The following is a 17653-nucleotide window of genomic DNA, read 5'->3' as shown; positions in this document are numbered from 1 at the left end:
TTAGCTGGCTTTTTTCCTTCCCTAATATCGGGAAAGTGGAAGTATAAATCTCATTTTCAGAAAAAACTATTATTTAAAAAAATCTTAGGTTCTCTACTATAATAAATTAAATTCCCAGTTCGTTTTAAGGAGATCAGTTATGTATAATGTACTTTTCATCACTATAGGCTCAGTGCTTGTTGCAGTAGCCTACAACTTATTTTTGATACCTCATTTAATTTTAAGCAGCGGACTTAGTGGACTTGCGATTATGTTCGGAATCATTTACCCAGTCAACACAGGAATATTGAATTTTCTATTGAACCTGCCATTGTTGATTCTGGGATACCTGAAATTAGGAAGACGCTTTATCACCTATACGATATTTTCAGTTGTCGTTATATCTGTCAGTTTATATTTCATTCCGGTTCATAGAATATCCACTGAACCGATTTTGTCTTCTTTATTTGGCGGAATCATATCGGGATTCGGAATAGGCATCATCTTTCGCGCTTCAGGGTCTTCCGGAGGTTTTGATATCATTGCCATGCTTTTGGCTAAGAAGAGCGACTTTCCACTTGGTACATTGCTTTCGGTGATGAATGCAGTAGTGGTGGTTATCTCAGGCTTCATCTTTGGTTGGGATGCCGCATTATATACGCTGATTTCCATATATGCAGCAGGAAAGGTGATTGACACGATTCATTCCAATCATATTAAATTAACATTAATGATCGTTACGAAAAAGAGTGACGAAATGAAAACGAAGCTCCTGACCAACCTATATCGAGGAATTACAGTCATGGATGGTGAAGGTGCATACTCTGGAGAAAAGAGTAAAGTAATGATGACAGTCATTACCCGTTATCAATTAACCGATGTAAAAGCGATGATAAAAGAAGTGGATCCAAATGCTTTTGTCAATATAACGGAAACAGCCGAGGTCATGGGAATGTTTCATAAAGAGTGATAATTAGAAAAGCCTCCCAATTTTATGGGAGGCTTTTTTGATTATCGGGCAGTTTTTTAGTCATTCATTTTAATTTCCAAACTGTTTCAGTAAAACGTTCATTTCAGAACTTAGTTTTAGGAATAAAGGTTTGTCTTTCATATCCAGGGCTTCATCAATCTGTTTCGCAAGGATATTCTTTTTGGTAGTAAGGACGGATTCCAGAATAATCATATCAATTAACATTTCCTGAACCACAGCATCGTTTTTCATTTCGCTCATTGATAAGGACTTCACTGACTCTGAATAAGATTTTTCATTTTTCAAAGTTACCACCCCTGACCCTTTTTATTAGTATATGGATTTGAACGGATAAAATCAACAGAAAATTCAAATAAATTTAAACTTAATAGAGAATGTGTCGGTTAGATGACGAAATGATCACTTTTTAAAAGAATTTTTAATTTTTTGTGAACTTGCTTTTTATCTTTACAGGTTGTGCTATTATAGTGAGGAATTTAGCATATATTTACTACCTCCTTTCAACTTTTTGTACAATGGGGAATGGTAGGGTAGAAGCGATTAGAGTATAAGATTTGGTAAAGTAAAAGGGTGTTTATAGTTTTACTTTTTAATGCAATGAGGAAGAGGTGGATTGAAAATGAAGGAAAACAGTCAGGGAATCATCGAAGAATATGAAATCACGCCCTATACATTAATGGTTTCACCAATCAATTATGGAAGTAAAATATATGCCCGTATCGTTGAAATGGAGGACGAGTTCATCTCCCCCTTTAAACCTTTGGAAATTGTAAAGAAAAGCTGTGAGTTTTTCGGATCAAGTTATGAAGGACGCAAACAAGGCACGAAACAGCTCATAAACATCACACATAAAGCACCGATCGCAATTGATCCGACCAGTTCAATCTTCTTCTTTCCAACTACATCTCCGTTGCGTCCTCAATGCATCTGGTTATCACATGAGCATGTGGTATCCTATGATCGCCTGGATTCCAAACATACAACCATCACATTCAGGAATAGACAAACCATCGATATAGAAGTATCATGCAGTTCTTTCGAAAACCAGCTGCACCGGACATCTTTTTTAAAAACGAAACTGATCCAGAGGATTGAGGAAACAAAGAGAAAGTCTTTCTATTTGTTCACCGATGCAAATGGGGGAAAAGCTTCAGAGATGATGTCAAAGTATAATCCGCGGTAGAGAAGAAAGGGTAGAGTATTTGATAAAGGTACCATGAATGTATATCTTAATGGTATGTCAAGTATTATACTTTCTATACGATCATACATATCAGAAGATATAATGAAAAATGCTTGCTCTAGCAAAAGGGATTATTGTACAAATACAGCCCTTCTCATTTGAGAAGGGCTCCAGAATTAATCTTCAAATAACTCATCCATTAAATCGTCAATTTCTTTTCTTAATTTTTCAGTGCCTTCTTTGGAAATGGTTATGTTATCACCATCGATAATCAGCATATCTCCTACTTTGGCTCCCTTAGGAAGAGAACTTTTAGGAAAATCCTTCATATCTCCACCATCGATTTCAACGACCGCAATCTTTCCTTCGAAGCGATCAATAATTCCTTGTACCATTTATTTCACCGTCTTTACAGTAATTTTCTGACCTGTAGAAGTAAAAATAATGTTACCTGATTTATCTGTACGATATATTTTAGCTTTCACCGAATTTAATCGGTTTACTACTGTAGAAGTAGGGTGCCCGTATCCATTTTTCCCTACACTGATTATTGCGTATTTCGGTTTTGTTTTCTTAATAAAAGCAGAGCTTGATGATGTTTTTGCGCCATGATGGCCAACTTTAAGCACATCCACACTAGGTACTAGCTTTTTAGCCAGCATATCTTTTTCAGACTTCTCTTCAGCGTCACCAGTAAACAAGAATGTCTTTTTGTCGTGTTTAAGTAAAAGAACAGCACTCCAGTTATTTAAATCAGACTTAGCATAGTCTTTAACAGGTGCAATGAATTTTAATGAAGTATTCTTTGCCTTCGTTGTAATTTCTACGCCAGTCGTCGCTTTTTTTATTGTAAGTTTCTTCTTCTTAACAGCTGTTAAAAAGTCTTTGTATGCTTGCGTAGTGTGAGAAACTTTAGGTGCATACACAGATTTTACATTAAGCGATTTAATTACATAAGCTAATCCACCCACATGATCAGCGTCTGGATGAGTTGAAACTACGGCATTAAGAGTTTTCACATTCTGTTTTTTTAGGTAGGCAACAATCTCGTCGCCCTTGCCTTTACCGCCACCATCGATTAAAACGTTTTCATTACCGGTTTGAATAAGGATGGAATCTCCTTGTCCAACGTTGATAAAGTGTACCTTCACATTTGATGCTGCCTCAGTTGTTTTGATCCCTGTAAAGAATGATAAAATAAGAACAGCTACTAGTAGAATATTAAGTTTTTTCATTTTTTCGCCTCCGAGTATTAATTTATCATGAGAAAGGAGGGAAATGGGGATTTTGAAATAATTTTTTTGGGAACAAACACTTCATTACATAATAAGAATAGGAATTGTAAGTATCGAAATTTAGCAACTTAACAAAAAAATAGTTAAATATTCCTAGGTATATATGATTGATTGTTTGGTGAATCCCCTTCCTTTCCTGAATAAATATAGAAACTAAGTTTGGGATTTTGTCACAGACCCTGGGGAAACCATTGAAGGTGTGGTCAATTCGACCATTCACCCTATTAAAACCTATAAATATATTTCAAATTCCATTTCGGATTCATATGAACGGATATGGTAAATGGTGATGCCTCTTCTCGGGCACACTGGGTTTCTTATGCGCTTGGAACAGTCGTCACATCAGTAGTAGGAACAAAAGGGGCAGGAGCCGTAACGAAGACAGGGGTAGCGACTACAAAAGCAGCTGCAGTTAAAGGTGTTTCGAAGGCAAAAGAATTAGCCTCTATCCCTAACCTATGCCATACAAACCTAAAAACCAACTGTTGTTGGCAGGGGAAGTACCTTATAATACGGTTAATAGTGCTGGGTTAAAGGAACAGCTAATTTCAATGGCGAAAGTGGAGTCAGAAATTAGTAGTAAGGGTATTGCTAATCAAGGTAGTAATTTAAAAAAGACTGTAGGCAAAAGATGTTCTATCTAAATTTTATAACAAAGTTGATTGGAGCGGAAGGTGCGAGACTCCTGCGGGAAAAGCGCGTCTAAGGGAGACCCCGCAGGAGCAAGTCGAGGGCGGACCGCCCGCGGAAAGCGAGTGCCCTACGTTCCAATCAACGTTCAAATTGTACAAGCCATAAAAAAACTGTAGACAAACTCGATTTTCATCGAGTTTGTCTACAGTCTGAAACCATGAAAATAATACATTTGCATGATTTTTTAATAAGAAATAAGGGGATTGGAGAAACTTTTCACGATCAAACAAAGGGGTATAAGTTTGTTAGTGATTCACTTCATAATATAATAGATAACCTCTTTATTCCAACTGTTATATTCAATGTTTCACAAAGTGTTCACAAAGGTTTTTTATACATAATGATAGTGGTTATAAGAGATTCCATTAATTTGCCGTTTTATTCATCTTCCCATTATATAAAAGGCCTGTAATAATGACCAAGTTAAATATAGAACATGGATAACATATTCATTTATTCAAATGTAGGCATATAACAATTTTGCAAAAATGTCGAGCTAACCCTAAAATAATAATATTGGAAAAAGATATATTAAATGAAGGATGGGTGTCGTAACAAGAGAATTAGAAGTAACAAATCAGTTAAACGTAAGAGGCTTTTTAGGAGTGACGTTATAAGATTTGAAAGGGAAGTATTCGGAACTCTTTGTGTAATGTATAGAGAGGAAAAGGTGTTCTCAGAAGAAGATATTAACTATCTGAAATCCGTGGCAGACATTTCTTAAAGGCAGTGAAGGAAATCATCTATCATTCCCTTTATGTTTAGGAGGATGTCTGAACTAAGCTAATTCCGCTAAATTTTCTTGGGACGATGACTTCTTTCTAAAAAGTAATAACATAACAAGTCTTCGGTTTTGTTCCGAAGGCGGGGATTGAAATAATTATGATGTTCTTCATATCCTTTATATAAAAAACAATACATCGTGAAGGGTTCATCGCGTTTGATTTCACTAACTTTAATATTCTCTTTGCGCAAATAGCGCCGTACCTCGGCAAGATCGTCCTGAACGACTTTTAATATATGCTCGACTAGTTCCGAATAGGGCCTTTTTAACTTAAACGGACTAATTTCGATGACCTTGAGATCCCGGTTTAAGACTGTAATAACCATAGGGAGGTAGATGGCTTTTTCAATCATATTTCGGTCATCTTCTGGAATGCGGGTCATCATGACCGCTCCTTTCTAAAAAAGCACGTTTTTAATATTAATATGTATACTTTGTTAAAACAAGAACACTTGTTCCTGTTTGTTTATCCTAATGTATTTTCAGTTTATATGCAAGAAGTTTTGATAAATGATGAAATTTTAGTTAACAAGATTATGTTTTCCTGAGATAGGGAAAGTATGAAGATATATGGATAATAATTCTTGCAATTTCAGGGGAAAGTGATATATCTAAAATAAACGGTTTTTAATAAGTTTATGCTGCTTTGATAGTAGCATGCCGAGGGAGATAATTATGGATTTGGATACTATACGTGAGTGGTTTACACTTGATAATATATCGGAGCTTATTCAGCAATATCGCTCATTCGGTCCAATTCCCGGAATCTTACTGCCGATGCTGGAAGCTTTTTTGCCCTTTTTACCCTTAGTGGTGTTCGTGCTTGCAAATGCAACGGCTTTCGGTCTTTGGTGGGGATTTTTATTTTCTTGGATTGGTGCAGTAGCGGGGTCTTTTTTGGTCTTTTTAGTTATTAGAAGATATGGTCAAATGAGGTTTTTTCGATTTTTGCAAAAACATAAGCAGGTGCAGAGGTTGATGGTTTGGGTGGAAAGCCATGGATTCGGTCCTTTGTTCATACTGCTCTGCTTCCCCTTTACACCGTCGGCCATCGTGAATATTGTGGCAGGACTTTCAAAGGTAAGTCCCTTGCAATATGGACTTGCAGTCATTGGAGGGAAAGCGGTGATGATTTTTACGATCAGCTTCGTAGGTTACGATTTGGTATCCTTAATACATAAGCCTGTACGTACGATCATTATCGGGATTGTCATCTTTATCCTATGGTATGTGGGAAAAAGACTGGAAGTCCGATTAAATAAAAGTATGAAGAGAGAAGAAGGACAATAAATTAGTATATAAATGTAGTAGGGGTTGAATCAGATGGAAAAAACAAACAAGAATTCTTTATCCGATTGGATAAAAGCAGCCATGATAGCTTTTGTTATTTACATCTTAATCCGTACATTTTTCTTTTCAAGCTATGATGTTGAAGGGGATTCGATGCAGCCGACCCTTGAAGACGGCAATAAACTTGTCGTGAATAAAATCAATTACCAGATTCAGGATATCGACCGTTTTGACATTGTAGTTTTTCATGCGAATTCACAGGAAGATTATGTAAAGCGAGTTATAGGGATTGCAGGTGACCGCATTCGTTATAAAGATGATTGGCTTTACGTAAATGGTAAGAAAGTGGATGAGCCTTATCTTGAGAAATACAAGGAAGGTTTCCCGGGACAGGATTTTACGGGCGATTTTACATTAAAAGAATTGACGGATATGACCACCGTCCCGGAGGGCAAGCTTTTTGTCATGGGTGACAATCGCCTTGAAAGTGCGGACAGCCGTCACTTTGGTTACATTCCAGTTGAAAATGTTGTCGGTAAAGTCGATGTTCGATATTGGCCGATCAAAGAATTCAATAATAAATTTACAGGTGAATGATTGCGGAAGCCCGAAAATTATCAGGGCTTTTTCTTTTTGGGGAAACACGAACGTACGATTGGTGTTTTTTAAAGGGAAACGGTAAAATAATAGAATGTAAATCTAATTGGAAACAGAAACCTAGTCAAAAGGACGAAGGTATTTCTGGTATGATGGATCTAGATATTATGTTGTATAAGGGGGAAAAAGAGATGTCACTCCGTTTTTTACTGGGAAGATCGGGTGCAGGGAAAACTTCGAATATATTGGGCGAAATCCGCACCAAATTGGCAGAAAATCCCGAAGGCAATCCAATTATCTACCTCGTTCCTGATCAGATGACGTTTCTATCTGAATATAAATTAATTAAAACACCAGGCCTTGCCGGAATGATCCGGACGCAGGTTTTCAGTTTTAGCAGGCTTGCTTGGCGTGTTCTTCAGGAAACTGGGGGTATGAGCCGGCTCCATTTGGACAGCGTTGGCGTTAATATGTTAATACGGAAAATCATGGAGGATAAAAAAGAAGAGTTAAAGATGTTTCGTCGATCTGCTGATAAGCAGGGATTTATTGCACAGATGGAGCTAATGCTGGCTGAGTTCAAGCAGTATTGCATCAAACCGGATGACATTCAAAACTATTTGACCGAAACATCACCCTCCGGCAGCGGCATTCAGGATAAACTGCATGACCTTGAATTGGTCTATCAGGCATTTGAGGATGAAATGGTTGGCAAATACTTAGATTCCGAAGACTATTTCACTTTGCTTATCGAGAAAATGTCTGAGTCTTCATATATAAGGAATGCGGATATTTATATCGATGGTTTTTATAGCTTGACGCCACAGGAATTGTTGATTGTGGAGGAAATGATGAAGCTGTGCAGGAGCGTAACGGTCTCGCTGACGTTAGATCAGCCCTACAGACAATATGCTCCGGATGATTTGCAATTGTTCAGGCAAACGGGAAATCTGTACCATAACCTTTATCAGGCTGGATTGAGGAACGGTATACCCATTTCAGAAGATCGAGTTTTAAAAGGGACGGAAAGGTTTGGAAAGAGTGCGGGGCTGAATCATCTGGAAACTAACTTTGACATTCGTCCTGCACGGACGTTTGGGCAGTCACCTGATGTAACGATTGCCCAGGCAGTTAACCGCAGAGCTGAGATTGAAGGAGTTGCCCGGGACATCTTGACGCTCGTCAGACAGAAACAGCACCGTTTCCGTGATATTGCGATTTTAGTCCGTAATGGAGAGGCATACGCAGATATTTTACAAACCGTTTTTCGGGATTATCAAATCCCCTTGTTCGTCGATTCCAAACGGACCATGCTGAATCATCCTCTGATCGAACTGATTCGTTCCACTTTGGAGATCATCAATGGATATTGGCGTTATGAGCCGGTATTTCGTGCAATCAAGACGGAGCTCCTATTTCCGCTGCAAAAAAATAACGAAAGGATGCGCGAACAGGTTGATAAGCTAGAAAACTATGTGCTGGCCCGTGGAATTAAAGGAAGCAGGTGGACGTCCAAAGATCGTTGGACCTACCGGCGTTTCCGCGGACTGGAACTGGAGGACCGGAACCAGACGGATAAGGAAATGAAGCTTGAGCAAGAGCTGAATGAGATGAAGCAATTATTTACCGAACCCATCTTAAAGCTATCAAAACGTGTTAAAAAGGCTGCTAATGGCAGGGAATTGTGTGAGGCCCTTTATCTATATCTTGAGGAATTGCATGTACCTGAAAAATTGGAAAAACTGAAACAGGAGGCAGAAGAAGCGGGTGATTTGGTATCGGCTAGAGAGCATGAGCAAACGTGGAATGCGGTTGTCGACTTACTAGACCAATTCGTTGAACTGCTGAGCGGGGAAGAGCTTTCAATGAAACAGTTTGCGGTAATCATTGAAGCTGGTCTGGAGTCCCTTGAATTTTCTTTGGTACCGCCGGCAATTGACCAAGTCCTAGTCGCTAATCTCGATTTATCGCGCCTGGATGATGTGAAGACAGCTTTTGTCATCGGCTTGAATGAAGGGGTTTTGCCAGGTAAGGCTTTATCTGACGGAATATTTTCAGATAGTGATCGTGAGGTGCTGCTGTCTGGTGGACTTGATGTTGCTCCAAGTTCAAAGGTGCGCCTCCTTGATGAGGAGTTTACTGCGTATAAAGCTTTTACTACACCTGCTGAGGCACTTTATTTATCATATCCGCTTGCCGATGAGGAAGGAAAGGCACTTTTACCCTCATCCTATTTGAAAAGGGTAAGGGACGTATTGCCTAACGTTTCCGATGTGTATTATATGAACGATCCATCCGATTTATCTGCTGAGGAACAGGTGAAATATGCGGCGAATTATGATGTGGCACTATCGTACCTGGCTGCCCAATTGCAGCTGAAAAAAAGGAACTATCCAATCCATTCACTTTGGTGGGATGTTTATAATTCCATTTTGGAGGATGAAAAGGCCGGTCCTTCAGCAACCAAGGTTTTATCGAGCCTTTTTTATCAAAATGGAACAAAGAAATTATCAGAGGAAACAAGCAAGCAATTATATGGTGAGAGCATTCTTACGAGTGTATCCCGCATGGAAATGTTCAATAGCTGTCCGTTTTCCCATTATGCCGCTCATGGCTTGAAATTGAGGGAAAGGCAAATTTTCCGTTTGGATGCACCGGATATTGGTGAGATGTTCCACGGAGCGTTGAAAATGATTTCGGATTACTTAAAGGAACATGAGATTCCTTGGTCTGCATTGACGAAGGAACAATGCTTGGAGTTGGCAAGAATTGCTGTGGAGAAACTTGCTCCTAAACTTCAAAATCAGATTTTGTTAAGTACGAACCGCCATCACTATTTACGCAGGAAACTGGAACACGTGATTGGACGGGCCTCAATCGTATTAAGTGAACATGCAAAGGTGAGCGGCTTTGCTCCAATTGGGTTAGAACTCGGATTCGGAAAAAATGGAGAGCTGCCGCCACTTTCTTTCACATTGAAAAACGGTACGAAGATGGAATTGATCGGGCGGATCGACCGTGTGGATAAAGCGGAAGAAGGTGAGGGTGTCTATTTGCGTGTGCTCGATTATAAGTCGAGTGAAAAGGAACTGAACATGAGTGAAGTATATTATGGACTTGCGCTGCAAATGTTGACATACCTTGATATCGTCGTCACCCATTCGAAGTCGCTAATAGGAAAGGAAGCTATTCCAGCCGGCGTTTTGTATTTTCATGTGCATAATCCTGTTGTCAAATCAAAGGGAATGCTCAGTTTGGATAAAATTGAAGAAGAAATTTATAAAAGTTTTAAAATGAATGGACTTGTACTGGATCATTCAAATGTCATTCAGATGATGGATACTTCGCTTGATATTGAAAATTCAGGTAAGTCGGTTATCATTCCAGCTGGATTTAAAAAGGATGGTTCGCTCCTCGCGGCTTCCAAAGTAGCCAGCAGGGAAGAGTTTTCGCTTCTGAATCATCATGTGCGCCGCGTTTATCAGGAGGCTGGTGATCGAATGGTCGATGGTGATGTGGATATAACGCCATATAAATTGAAGGAAAAAACGCCGTGCACCTTCTGTTCCTTTAAATCGGTATGTCAATTCGACCAGTCACTGGAGGAGAATCAATTTAGAAATTTAGCACAGAAGAAACAAAATGATGTTCTTGAGCTATTAAGAGGGGAGGGGGAGAGCGATGAGTAAAACGAAAATCCCTGCTCTGCCAGGAGACGTGACCTGGACGGAAGATCAGTGGAAGGCGATATGGGCTAAAGATCAGGACATTCTGGTTGCGGCGGCTGCAGGTTCAGGGAAAACAGCGGTGCTGGTCAATCGGATCATCCAAAAAGTCATTTCAGAAGAAGATCCAATCGATGTTGATGAACTGCTCGTCGTTACATTTACAAATGCTTCGGCTGCCGAGATGCGCCATAGGGTAAGCGAGGCATTAGAAAAAGCGATTAATGAAAATCCGCATTCACAGCATCTGCGTAAGCAGCTGAGCTTGATTAATCGAGCTTCAATTTCCACACTTCATTCCTTTTGTTTAGAGGTGATCCGGAAGTATTATTACCTGACGGAAATCGACCCGGGCTTCCGGATTGCAGATTCTACAGAAATTCAGCTACTTCGTGATGAAGTGATGGAAGAACTTTTCGAGGAACAGTATGGCCTAAGTGATAATGATGAGTTCTTTAATTTGGTTGATGCTTTTACAAGCGATCGAAATGATGATGCACTTCAGAATATAGTTCGATCGCTGTATGATTTCTCGCAATCGAATCCTGATCCGGACAGATGGCTCAATGGTGCAGCTAACATGTATGAGTTGGCTGATGATGATGGGATTGATGATCTTTCGTTTATCGATTCATTGAAATTCGATATTGGTTTACAACTGGACACTGCCAGGGATTTATTGGAACGGTCGCTTGCGTTGACAAAAGTCCCTGGGGGGCCGGCACCAAGGGCTGAGAACTATTTAGCCGATTTGGCCCTGGTTGCTAAACTTTCGGAAGTGAAAGACCAATCCTGGAATTCTCTTTATGAAGAAATCCAAAATGTGAAATTTGGAACGGCAAAACGGCTTACTGGTGAAGATTTTATCAAGGAAGTATCTGATGAGGCTACCAAGTATCGCGATAAGGCGAAGAAGATCATCAAATCGTTACAGGAAGAGTTATTTTCCCGAAAACCGGAAAGCTATCTGCGCGATATAAGGGAGCTCAAGGGTTATGTCGATACACTTGTAATGCTTGTTAAACAGTTTGACGATAGATTCTTCGCTGCAAAAGCAGAAAAGAACTTAGTTGACTTTGCTGATTTGGAACATTATTGTCTTCGGATTTTGACAGGGGAGATTGTGGATGGTGAACGAAAACCTTCAGCGGCGGCCATCGAATACAGGAATCAGTTCAAAGAGGTTCTCGTAGATGAGTATCAGGATACGAACCTTGTTCAGGAATCCATTTTAAAACTGGTGACGGCTGACGGAGAATATAATGGGAATCTGTTTATGGTAGGTGATGTCAAGCAGTCCATTTACCGGTTCAGGCTTGCGGAACCGAATCTCTTCCTTGGAAAGTACACACGTTTTACCCATGATGGTGTTGAATCTGGACTTAAAATAGATTTAAACCGCAATTTCAGGAGCCGAAAGGAAGTTCTCGATGGGACGAACTTCTTGTTTCAACAGTTGATGGGCATTACAGTCGGTGAGATTGATTATGATGAAGATGCCCAATTGAAAAAAGGTGCCCCATATCCCGAAGACGATCCCAATCCAATTGAACTCCATTTAATTGATGGAACAGCCGATTCGGAAGCTCATGCGGAAACGGAAGGATTGGATGGCGGGTTTGAGGCTGAGGAACTTGAAAAAGCGCAGCTTGAAGCAAGGCAAATGGCTAAGCTCATTAAAAAGGCTATAGGCGAAAAGCATCGGATATATGATACGAAAACAAAAAAGTACAGATCCGCCACATATCGTGATATGGTCATTCTTCTTCGTTCGATGCCATGGGCACCGCAAATCATGGAGGAATTTAAAAAGCAGGGGATTCCAGTCTATGCCAATTTGTCGACAGGGTATTTTGAAGCGACCGAAGTGGCCATCATGATTTCCTTATTGAAGGTGATTGATAATCCGCAGCAGGATATCCCATTGGCTTCCGTTCTCCGTTCACCTATCGTCGGGTTGGATGAAGAAGAAATGTCACAGGTGCGTTTATTCCATACAGGGAGCTACTACGAAGCATTAGCTGATTTTTACAGAAAGAGTGACCCGGAAGAACATCCCGGGCTTTATGAAAAAGCCTCAACTTTTTATAAAAAGCTAGTAAAGTGGAGGAAGCTTGCCAGGCAGGAAGCATTATCAGATTTGATCTGGCTTCTATATCGCGAAACGCAGTTTTATGATTTTGCAGGAGGGATGCCGGGGGGGAAACAGCGTCAGGCCAATTTAAGAGCGTTGTATGACAGGGCAAGGCAATATGAAGCAAGTTCTTTCCGCGGTCTGTTCCGTTTCTTGCGTTTCATAGAAAGGATGCAAGAACGTGGAGATGATTTAGGGGCAGCCCGGGCTTTAGGGGAACAGGAAGATGTAGTCCGCCTGATGACGATTCACTCGTCAAAGGGTCTTGAGTTCCCGATTGTTTTTCTTGCCGGTCTTTCCAAGCAATTCAATATGATGGATATACGCAAGCCGTATTTACTGGATAAGGATTATGGCTTTGCGGCTAAGTATGTGAATTCCGAATTACGGATAACTTATCCATCCCTCCCTCAATTGGCTTTTAAGAAAAAAAAGCAGCTTGAATTAATTGCCGAGGAGATGCGGGTCCTCTACGTGGCGCTAACTAGAGCTAAGGAAAAGCTTTATTTAATTGCCAGCATCAATGATGCAGAAAAAACGCAGCAGAACTGGGCAAGTAATGCGGCACATGGAGAGTGGCTTTTAAAGGACTATGTACGGGCAGGTGCAAAAAGCTATCTTGATTGGATTGGTCCATCCCTTGTCCGTCATCGGCATTCCCTTGGTGCTGCTTGTCTTGGCTTGGAAATGGAGTCGCATCCATCGACTTGGTCCATTTCCGTCATTCCGAGTGAAGAGCTTGCTGTTCTGGACGAGGAAGAGGCACTGGTACAGGAGCAAATACTCGATCATGTCCAAAAATCAGAGAAGGTCGGTATGGTTTCCGAGTTTTATGATGATATCAAGGAACAGCTCGAATGGAAGTACCCTGAGCATGAGGCGACGGTGTATCGTTCCAAACAATCCGTTTCTGAACTAAAACGTCAATATGAACTGAAGGACGAGCAAAGCTCCACGGAGTTGTTACGTAAATTTAAGCGTCCTATCACGAAGCGGCCCACTTTCATGCAAGAAAAGTCACTGACACCAGCTGAAAGGGGGACGATTACACATTTAGTCATGCAGCATATTGATCTATCTAAAGAGATTACCATACAATCGATTCAGGAACTGATGGTAGACTTGATTCAACGAGAGTTGTTGACGGAGGAACAGAAAGAAGCTGTGGATCCGGAAACGATTGTCGATTTCTTTGACAGTGAAATCGGCCAAAGAATGCAGAAGGCCTTGAGTATTCGCCGTGAAGTGCCATTTATGATGTCGGTGCCTGCAAAAGAGGCTTACAGCGATTGGACAACTGGCGAAGAGGAGATCCTTATCCAAGGTGTGATTGATTGTATCTTTGAGGATGAACAAGGTCTTGTGCTACTCGATTATAAAACGGATACAATCACCGGCCGTTTTGCTAGCGGGTATGAAGGGGCAAAAGAGATCCTTGCCGATCGATACCGGATGCAGCTTCAGCTATATACGAGGGCTGTTGAAGGGATATTGAATAAGAAAGTAACCAGCCGTTACTTGTTTTTCTTTGACGGATCGCATTTATTGGAAGTATAAGAGAGAAAGAGTGTCCCCTTGATGAGGGACACTCTTTTTCCGTTAAATAAACAGAATAGTTTGAAAAAATATAAAAAGTTACTATATACTAGGAGAGAAAAAATACCTTTTAAAGGAGTAGAGTAGAGTATGGCGAGTGAGATCAAGAGCAAGGGATACTTTGGTGAGTTCGGTGGAAGCTTTGTACCGGTTGAACTACAGGAAGTAATGGATATTTTAGAAACGGAATTCTTGAAATATAAGGATGACCCGGAATTCATTGAGGAGTTTCAATACTATCTGAAAGAATATGTCGGACGCGAAAACCCGTTGACTCATGCACAGAATTTAACGAAAAAGATTGGAGGGGCAAAAATATATTTGAAGCGTGAGGATCTGAATCATACAGGTGCTCACAAAATTAATAATGCGATCGGACAGATCCTGCTCGCTAAACGGATGGGTGCTAACCGCATCATCGCAGAAACTGGCGCTGGACAGCATGGTGTAGCGACTGCGACAGCATGTGCGATGTTTGGCTTAGAGTGTGTAATCTATATGGGTAAGCTGGATACGGAGAGGCAGGCATTGAATGTCTTTCGGATGGAATTGTTGGGAGCAAAAGTTATAGCGGTCGAAAAGGGACAGGGGCGATTAAAGGATGCCGTTGATGAGGCATTAAATGATTTGGTGCAAAACTATGAAAATACTTTTTACTTGCTTGGTTCAGCAGTAGGCCCGCATCCCTATCCAACGATCGTTAAGCATTTTCAAGCAATCATAAGTGAAGAATCAAAACGCCAGATCGTTGAAAAGGAAGGAAAGCTCCCAACTGCCATCATTGCTTGCGCAGGAGGGGGAAGCAATGCGATTGGAGCTTTTGCACATTATATCAAAGAAGAAAATGTCCGTTTAATTGGTGTAGAACCAATTGAAGCCCCAAGTATTTCGCAAGGTGTCCCGGCAGTATTGCACGGATTCAAAAGTTTGACGTTAGTGGATGAGCATGGGCAGCCAAAACCGACATTTTCCATAGCAGCCGGCTTGGATTACCCAAGTGTTGGACCCGAGCATAGTTTTTTGAAAGAAAGCGGACGGGCGGAGTATGTGACGGTAAAAGGGGAAGAAGCTCTTGAGGCTTTTCAGGTGTTATCCAAAACAGAGGGGATCATCCCAGCTCTTGAAAGCTCGCATGCTCTAGCTTACGCCATGAAGTTAGCAAAAGAGTTAACAAGAGATGACATCCTGATTGTTAATTTGTCAGGACGGGGTGATAAAGATGTGGAGCAAGTATTTAACATGATAGTAAAATAGGCCAAACTTAAAAGCCTCCCGGATATAGGAGGCTTTTTCTTTGACTAATTATTCCCTGCAATGGGTTGGTCAACCCCATTGACATCAAGGACATTGCTTCCATTCAGCCCATTGGCCGTAAAGACGATTGCACCTGTGTTAGATGAACCAGACCCGGTGACAGTTTTGTTGGAAGATTTCGGCGAAATGACGGCTGCATCCCCGAATAACAGGTTTCCTTCCGCGACGTTGAATATTTGGACTGGACCGACAATAGCTGGCATATGAATTCCCTCCTTTTAAAATTTAAGCGGTGGTGGTTGAACCCTCAATTAGTTTCTCTTCGGTTTTTTTAGAAATCTCCCGAATGTGTTTCACTCTGGATTCCATACGTATATGACCGACATTCCCCACACCGACAACAGATGAAGTTGATACCCCGATTATGTCGACGTTGCCAACACGAATAAAGGGATTCGGATTTGAAAATCTTGATATGACGGGTTCATTCAATCTAGGGATATAAATTGGTTTCTTAAAAATGTCATAGTCTTCGAAGTAAACATCCACTGAATCGAAAGTTTCGCTTTTCTTCTGGATTGCCAAGGCAAATGATTTTCCGTCAATATAAGAACAGTCTCCAATCTGCATGGTGGAGCTAAAAAGAATTGTCTTGGTAGATATAGACTTTACTTTTGACATTCTTGAAAACATCTCTTTTATCCTTTTGGAGCAAATGGGACGACTGGTCCGATGATAAGGGATTCTGGAGGTGTATCGAATGCGGAAGATAGTTGAACCGTTTGCACATCCCCTATTAGAAATAAAGCAGAGCTTGCTACACCGATAACTTTAATTTCACCTACGCAAAGCTGGTGATTGATTACATTAAACTCCATTTGGATTTCCTCCTGTCTCGGCTTGTGAATGGGTAATGAATTGAAATAATGCAGCTTGAATATCGGATTTTACCTTTTCCTTGATTTTTTCCTTGATATTATCCCGTTGCTCCGGTGCACGTTCCGCATAATTAAGATTATCGAAATACATATTGATTCGTTGATGAAGCTGGCGTTCGACGTCCTGCTTAATGAAGTCATGATAAGAGGGTTCCAATGATACTTTTACCTGGGTTTCCACATCGTGGATCATATTTTCCAAGTCTGAAAGTATATCGTTGTGAATTTCCTGGACAACGATTTCTCTGCCTGGAAATAGGTTCGGAGCAGGTGGAACGGGTTGGTTGTTGACGGCAAATTCATCAATGTTGTTTAGATCATTGGGGTTTAAACCGATATTCAACGTTCCATCTAAAGATTCGACTTTTAGCTGATCGAATTTATATTCAATTTTATCTACATGGATTGGCGGTTTGTTTTTCAGTTCGGCAAGTTCATCTGTCAGGCGTTTGAGTTCGTGTTCAAGTTTCATGATCCGTTTATCCTGGGCTTCAAGAAAACACTGCATTTGTATGGAGTACGAATATAGATCCTGATTCACGATTCAACACCTCGCCTTCACAATAAGATAAATTCATTTATGACAGTATATGAAAAAGCTGGATGTAGGTGAATGCCTATGAATTAGGCCGATTAAATGGGACGAAACTGGTTACTGGGGTTACATCAGCTGCAACTCCGGGAGCAGGCTCAGTGAATCCACCGGTATTGGCTAATGTGGAATATGGTTTAATCACCCCGGCACTTCCTATTTGAAAAACGGATGAATTGGCGATGCTTTGAATTTTTATCATATTGATTTGTATGGTCTGTTGAATATTGAAGATCATGCTGACTCCTTTCTTAAAAACATTAGAGATTTAAGACCAGTGGCTGATCAATACCATCTGTATCATTTGTATTTGTGGTGCTATAGGCATTATATAGTGATATGGATTCACCTGTATTAAACGAGCCAGCACCCGAAAAAGTTTTCGCAACGGAATATGGACTAATTTTAAAGACGTCACCAATATGGACAATTCCACTGTTACTGGCATTGATGACTTGAACGATTCCTACGATGGCCGGCAAGAAAATCACCCTTTTTTATTCTGGTTTTACCCTTAAATCTTAGGCAATGAGCCTACACTGAAGGGAGTATCAATGTATTGTATGTAAACTCAAGATTGATGTGATTCATCTGCCTATCAA

Annotated in this window: 18 protein-coding genes; 8 read left to right on the top strand and 10 right to left on the bottom strand. The window is 40.6% G+C overall.

Translation table 11 applies throughout. From position 1 onward, the window contains the following. Window positions 1–139 precede the first annotated feature (139 nt). On the top strand, window positions 140–949 hold the full coding sequence (locus tag ACQKKK_RS04860) for a YitT family protein (RefSeq protein ID WP_427614476.1): 810 nt from the start codon (window positions 140–142) through the stop codon (window positions 947–949). A 69-nt stretch (window positions 950–1018) separates the two neighbouring features. Here ACQKKK_RS04860 and ACQKKK_RS04855 read toward each other — a convergent pair whose 3' ends face one another. Next, entirely contained in the window at window positions 1019–1255 is a 237-nt protein-coding gene (locus ACQKKK_RS04855) for an IDEAL domain-containing protein (RefSeq protein ID WP_427614475.1), read from the bottom strand. A gap of 334 nt (window positions 1256–1589) precedes the next feature. Here ACQKKK_RS04855 and ACQKKK_RS04850 point away from each other — a divergent pair, with 334 nt between their 5' ends. Next, window positions 1590–2153, top strand: coding sequence for a competence protein ComK (locus ACQKKK_RS04850; RefSeq protein ID WP_427614474.1), 564 nt, complete (start codon window positions 1590–1592; stop codon window positions 2151–2153). A gap of 176 nt (window positions 2154–2329) precedes the next feature. Here ACQKKK_RS04850 and ACQKKK_RS04845 read toward each other — a convergent pair whose 3' ends face one another. Both ACQKKK_RS04845 and ACQKKK_RS04840 read right to left on the bottom strand, forming a co-directional pair. After that, window positions 2330–2548, bottom strand: coding sequence for a DUF3006 domain-containing protein (locus ACQKKK_RS04845; protein ID WP_328114163.1), 219 nt, complete (start codon window positions 2546–2548; stop codon window positions 2330–2332). Beyond that, on the bottom strand, window positions 2549–3388 hold the full coding sequence (locus tag ACQKKK_RS04840) for a ComEC/Rec2 family competence protein (RefSeq protein WP_427614472.1): 840 nt from the start codon (window positions 3386–3388) through the stop codon (window positions 2549–2551). Between the two features lie 336 nt (window positions 3389–3724). Here ACQKKK_RS04840 and ACQKKK_RS04835 point away from each other — a divergent pair, with 336 nt between their 5' ends. Next, window positions 3725–3982 (top strand): hypothetical protein, encoded by a 258-nt coding sequence (locus tag ACQKKK_RS04835; protein ID WP_427614470.1) that lies wholly within the window; start codon window positions 3725–3727, stop codon window positions 3980–3982. A 951-nt stretch (window positions 3983–4933) separates the two neighbouring features. Here ACQKKK_RS04835 and ACQKKK_RS04830 read toward each other — a convergent pair. Continuing rightward, a complete protein-coding gene (locus ACQKKK_RS04830; protein WP_427614799.1) occupies window positions 4934–5308 on the bottom strand; it encodes a hypothetical protein in 375 nt (124 codons plus the stop codon). A gap of 292 nt (window positions 5309–5600) precedes the next feature. Here ACQKKK_RS04830 and ACQKKK_RS04825 point away from each other — a divergent pair, with 292 nt between their 5' ends. From ACQKKK_RS04825 to trpB, 5 genes are all read left to right on the top strand, one after another. Then, the gene (locus ACQKKK_RS04825) at window positions 5601–6215 is read left to right on the top strand and encodes a TVP38/TMEM64 family protein (protein ID WP_427614468.1); all 615 of its coding nucleotides are present in this window, start codon (window positions 5601–5603) and stop codon (window positions 6213–6215) included. Window positions 6216–6248: 33 nt separating this feature from the next. After that, entirely contained in the window at window positions 6249–6812 is a 564-nt protein-coding gene (gene lepB / locus ACQKKK_RS04820) for a signal peptidase I (protein WP_427614467.1), read from the top strand. Between the two features lie 191 nt (window positions 6813–7003). Continuing rightward, window positions 7004–10501, top strand: a complete 3498-nt coding sequence (addB, locus tag ACQKKK_RS04815; RefSeq protein ID WP_427614466.1) for a helicase-exonuclease AddAB subunit AddB — start codon at window positions 7004–7006, stop codon at window positions 10499–10501. Next, window positions 10494–14228, top strand: a complete 3735-nt coding sequence (gene addA / locus ACQKKK_RS04810) for a helicase-exonuclease AddAB subunit AddA (protein WP_427614464.1) — start codon at window positions 10494–10496, stop codon at window positions 14226–14228. The genes addB and addA overlap by 8 nt, the downstream gene beginning before the upstream one ends. Before the next feature lie 129 nt (window positions 14229–14357). After that, on the top strand, window positions 14358–15521 hold the full coding sequence (trpB, locus tag ACQKKK_RS04805) for a tryptophan synthase subunit beta (RefSeq protein ID WP_427614462.1): 1164 nt from the start codon (window positions 14358–14360) through the stop codon (window positions 15519–15521). A 44-nt stretch (window positions 15522–15565) separates the two neighbouring features. Here trpB and ACQKKK_RS04800 read toward each other — a convergent pair whose 3' ends face one another. From ACQKKK_RS04800 to ACQKKK_RS04775, 6 genes are all read right to left on the bottom strand, one after another. Continuing rightward, window positions 15566–15784 (bottom strand): spore germination protein, encoded by a 219-nt coding sequence (locus tag ACQKKK_RS04800; RefSeq protein WP_427614460.1) that lies wholly within the window; start codon window positions 15782–15784, stop codon window positions 15566–15568. 22 nt (window positions 15785–15806) lie between these two features. Next, the gene (locus ACQKKK_RS04795) at window positions 15807–16202 is read right to left on the bottom strand and encodes a spore germination protein GerPE (RefSeq protein WP_427614459.1); all 396 of its coding nucleotides are present in this window, start codon (window positions 16200–16202) and stop codon (window positions 15807–15809) included. 17 nt (window positions 16203–16219) lie between these two features. Beyond that, window positions 16220–16399, bottom strand: a complete 180-nt coding sequence (locus ACQKKK_RS04790) for a spore gernimation protein GerPD (RefSeq protein ID WP_260283961.1) — start codon at window positions 16397–16399, stop codon at window positions 16220–16222. Beyond that, a complete protein-coding gene (gene gerPC, locus ACQKKK_RS04785) occupies window positions 16389–17000 on the bottom strand; it encodes a spore germination protein GerPC (protein WP_427614457.1) in 612 nt (203 codons plus the stop codon). Before gerPC ends, ACQKKK_RS04790 begins: the two co-directional genes overlap by 11 nt. A gap of 76 nt (window positions 17001–17076) precedes the next feature. Continuing rightward, window positions 17077–17289 (bottom strand): spore germination protein GerPB, encoded by a 213-nt coding sequence (locus tag ACQKKK_RS04780; RefSeq protein WP_427614456.1) that lies wholly within the window; start codon window positions 17287–17289, stop codon window positions 17077–17079. 22 nt (window positions 17290–17311) lie between these two features. After that, entirely contained in the window at window positions 17312–17533 is a 222-nt protein-coding gene (locus ACQKKK_RS04775; RefSeq protein ID WP_387596356.1) for a spore germination protein, read from the bottom strand. Between the last annotated feature and the right edge of the window lie 120 nt (window positions 17534–17653).

It is taken from the genome of Peribacillus sp. NPDC006672, from assembly GCF_050274955.1.
GTDB lineage: Bacteria > Bacillota > Bacilli > Bacillales > DSM-1321 > Peribacillus.
The sequence above is the reverse complement of the archived record's forward strand: the minus strand, read 5'-3'. Positions and strand labels throughout refer to the sequence as shown.

Bases quoted from the DNA above. Each gene is read 5' to 3' on its own strand.
- ACQKKK_RS04825 (WP_427614468.1), top strand. From the start codon at position 5,601: ATGGATTTGGATACTATACGTGAGTGGTTTACACTTGATAATATATCG.
- addB (WP_427614466.1), top strand. From the start codon at position 7,004: ATGTCACTCCGTTTTTTACTGGGAAGATCGGGTGCAGGGAAAACTTCG.
- ACQKKK_RS04800 (WP_427614460.1), bottom strand. From the start codon at position 15,784: ATGCCAGCTATTGTCGGTCCAGTCCAAATATTCAACGTCGCGGAAGGA.
- ACQKKK_RS04790 (WP_260283961.1), bottom strand. From the start codon at position 16,399: ATGGAGTTTAATGTAATCAATCACCAGCTTTGCGTAGGTGAAATTAAA.
- ACQKKK_RS04830 (WP_427614799.1), bottom strand. From the start codon at position 5,308: ATGACCCGCATTCCAGAAGATGACCGAAATATGATTGAAAAAGCCATC.
- trpB (WP_427614462.1), top strand. From the start codon at position 14,358: ATGGCGAGTGAGATCAAGAGCAAGGGATACTTTGGTGAGTTCGGTGGA.
- ACQKKK_RS04835 (WP_427614470.1), top strand. From the start codon at position 3,725: ATGGTAAATGGTGATGCCTCTTCTCGGGCACACTGGGTTTCTTATGCG.
- ACQKKK_RS04795 (WP_427614459.1), bottom strand. From the start codon at position 16,202: ATGTCAAAAGTAAAGTCTATATCTACCAAGACAATTCTTTTTAGCTCC.
- ACQKKK_RS04845 (WP_328114163.1), bottom strand. From the start codon at position 2,548: ATGGTACAAGGAATTATTGATCGCTTCGAAGGAAAGATTGCGGTCGTT.
- ACQKKK_RS04840 (WP_427614472.1), bottom strand. From the start codon at position 3,388: ATGAAAAAACTTAATATTCTACTAGTAGCTGTTCTTATTTTATCATTC.
- ACQKKK_RS04780 (WP_427614456.1), bottom strand. From the start codon at position 17,289: ATGATCTTCAATATTCAACAGACCATACAAATCAATATGATAAAAATT.
- ACQKKK_RS04850 (WP_427614474.1), top strand. From the start codon at position 1,590: ATGAAGGAAAACAGTCAGGGAATCATCGAAGAATATGAAATCACGCCC.
- addA (WP_427614464.1), top strand. From the start codon at position 10,494: ATGAGTAAAACGAAAATCCCTGCTCTGCCAGGAGACGTGACCTGGACG.
- lepB (WP_427614467.1), top strand. From the start codon at position 6,249: ATGGAAAAAACAAACAAGAATTCTTTATCCGATTGGATAAAAGCAGCC.
- ACQKKK_RS04860 (WP_427614476.1), top strand. From the start codon at position 140: ATGTATAATGTACTTTTCATCACTATAGGCTCAGTGCTTGTTGCAGTA.